The organism is Aeromonas sp. R1-1 (assembly GCF_040908495.1).
Classification (GTDB): Bacteria; Pseudomonadota; Gammaproteobacteria; order Enterobacterales; family Aeromonadaceae; genus Aeromonas; species Aeromonas veronii.
Genome location: NZ_JBFODV010000184.1, coordinates 1 through 2570, shown reverse-complemented (window position 1 = coordinate 2570; position 2570 = coordinate 1). Strand labels below are relative to the sequence as shown.

Annotated in this window: 2 protein-coding genes; both read left to right on the top strand. The window is 62.8% G+C overall.

Annotated elements, in window-relative coordinates:
- The coding region (locus tag AB5Y92_RS11280; RefSeq protein WP_368226796.1) for a FimV/HubP family polar landmark protein at positions 1–1689 on the top strand (1689 nt) is incomplete at its 5' end.
- A 201-nt stretch (positions 1690–1890) separates the two neighbouring features.
- Positions 1891–2570, top strand: a 680-nt coding sequence (gene truA, locus AB5Y92_RS11275) for a tRNA pseudouridine(38-40) synthase TruA (RefSeq protein WP_368226795.1), incomplete at its 3' end; no start/stop codon positions are given.

Below are 2570 nucleotides of genomic sequence, written 5' to 3'. Positions count from 1 at the left end.
GCCCATACCGCCAAGCCGGCTGCCGCCAAACCCGCGAAGGTTGAAGCCGCCAAGACCGAGCCGGTGAAGGCTGCGCCTGCGCCGCTGCCAGTGGCGAAAGCCGCCCCCATTCCCGCCCCGGTGGTGGCACCGCAACCGGCGGCTGAAACCAAAGAAGTGGCCAAGGTGAGCGAGCCTTCGCCGAAAGAGGCGGTAGCACCTGCTCCGAGCGCTGCAGAAGGCACCACCCCGGCGCCTCTGCCTTCCGATCTGGATAAACCGGTGGGCAAACCGGCTACCGAGATGGCGCTGGCACTGGAAGATGCCAATGCCCAGCTCGGCCAGGTGACCGAGATGAACCACAGGCTCAAGCTGCGTCTGCAATCCCTGACCGAAGAGGTGGAGACCCTCAAGGCCCAGCTGCAGGATCAGACGGCGCTGCAAAAAGAGATTGCCGAGCTCAAGGCCCAACCGGTCCCGCCAGTGGCAGCCGAGCCTGAGCCTGAGAAAAACTGGTTGATGGATCTGCTCTCCTCACCGCTCAACCTCGCCATGATCATCCTGCTGCCGGTGCTGCTGGTATTGGCACTGGTGACCCTGTGGCTGCGTGCCCGTGCCCGCCGCGAACTGGAAGAGCAGGAGAAGAGCCTCTCCGAATCCACCGCCATGATGATGGATCAGGAGCAGAGCGAGTTTGATGATCTGCTGAGCGTCGATGTGACCGACAACGAGCCGGTGCGCCCGGTGCCGGATCTCAACACCCCCGATGGCTTTATGCCGATGGAGTCTGACGAGCCGGCCGCCAAGCCGGATGTCGATCTGGTGTTCAGCGACGAGGGCGAGATGGAGCTGCAGGGCTTTGAGCCCGAGCGGATGGCGGCCCAGCCAGCCAGTCGTGACCCGGATCTTGTGCCGGACCTCGATCTCTCGCTGGATGAGCCCATTGCGCTGGCCAACGAGCCCGCCATGGATCTGGCCAGCGAGTTCAACCCAAAGCCCAAGGCCGCTGACGAAATCATGAGCGAAGAGGAGCTGCAGGCAGCCCTGTTTGCCGAGCTGGATGCGGATCTCTCCGCCGACCTCGAGCCCGATTTGAGCTCCATCGACGAAGTCGGCGCCGCTGACGACGATCTGGCGAGCTTCGATCTCGGCGATTTCGACAGTGCCCGCGACGAGCCTGCTGCTGGCAAAGATGATAACGCCATTGATCTCAGTGCCGCAGAGGACGCTGACGAGAGTGCGGATGCCATGCTGGCCGAGCTGGGTCTGGAGCCTGTCAAGGCGAAAGAAGCGGAGCTGGATCTGGAGTGGGATCCCAACGAGCTGGCGCTCTCCGATTTTGAAGATGCGTTCGCCGAGGTGGAATCTCATCCGGCAGATCTCCAGCCCCGTGAGCAGGCACAGGAGAGCGGCTACGTCGAGATCGACAAGCTGCTGGCCGAAGCGGATGCCACCGCGCCGGAGCAGGAGCCGTATCAAGGCTTCTCGCTGGATGTGGGGCTCGATGGCTTCCCCGAGGTGCTGCCGGAATCCACCGGGTTTGATGTGGATGCCGACGACGGCGGTGTGGGTGCCAAGCTGGATCTGGCCCGTGCCTACCTCGAGATTGACGACAAGGATAGCGCCCGCGAGCTGCTGCAAGAGGCGGCGGAGCAGGGCAGCGATCACCAGCGTGCCGAAGCCGAGAAGTTGCTCAAGCGGTTGAGCTAAAGCATTTCCCATCACGGGGTCAGCAAAACGGGGGCAGCCAGCAGGCTGCCCCTCATATTTTGGCGATTTGTTATGGGGTGAGCATGGCCGCGCAGGTTCGCAATCCAGGCCAATTGCGCGCGTGGTGGGACTTTTCGGGCTGAGCGCGTATAATCCGCCCCGTTTCTTTCACTGCGTTTTCACAACAAGACAAGTTTATCCATGCGAATTGCCCTAGGTATTGAATATGACGGCAGCCGGTATTTCGGCTGGCAGCGTCAGCGTGAAGTGATCAGCGTGCAGGCTGAACTGGAGACGGCGCTGAGCCGGATTGCCAACCACCCTGTCTCCATCCAGTGTGCCGGGCGCACCGATGCCGGTGTCCATGCGACCGGTCAGGTGATCCACTTCGATACCGAGGCGAACCGTGCCGAAGGGGCCTGGACCCTGGGGCTCAATTCCAACCTGCCGCCGGATATCGCCGTGCGCTGGGTCAAGCAGGTGGACGAGAGCTTCCACGCCCGCTTCAGCGCCACCGCCCGTCGCTACCGCTATGTCATCTACAACCACAACTACCGTCCGGCGATCCTCGGCAGTGGCGTCAGCCACTACCACGAGACCATCGATGCCGAGTTGATGCACCAGGCGGGCCAGAGCCTGCTTGGGGAGCACGACTTCAGCACCTTCCGTGCCGTCGCCTGCCAATCCAACACCCCGTGGCGCAATGTGACCCATCTGTGTGTCAGCCGCTCCGGCCCCTACATCGTGCTCGACATCAAGGCCAACGCCTTCCTGCACCATATGGTGCGCAACATCACCGGCTCCCTGCTGCTGGTGGGGCAGGGGCTCAAACCGGTGGAGTGGATTGCCGAGGTGCTGGCTGCCAAGGATCGCAATCTGGC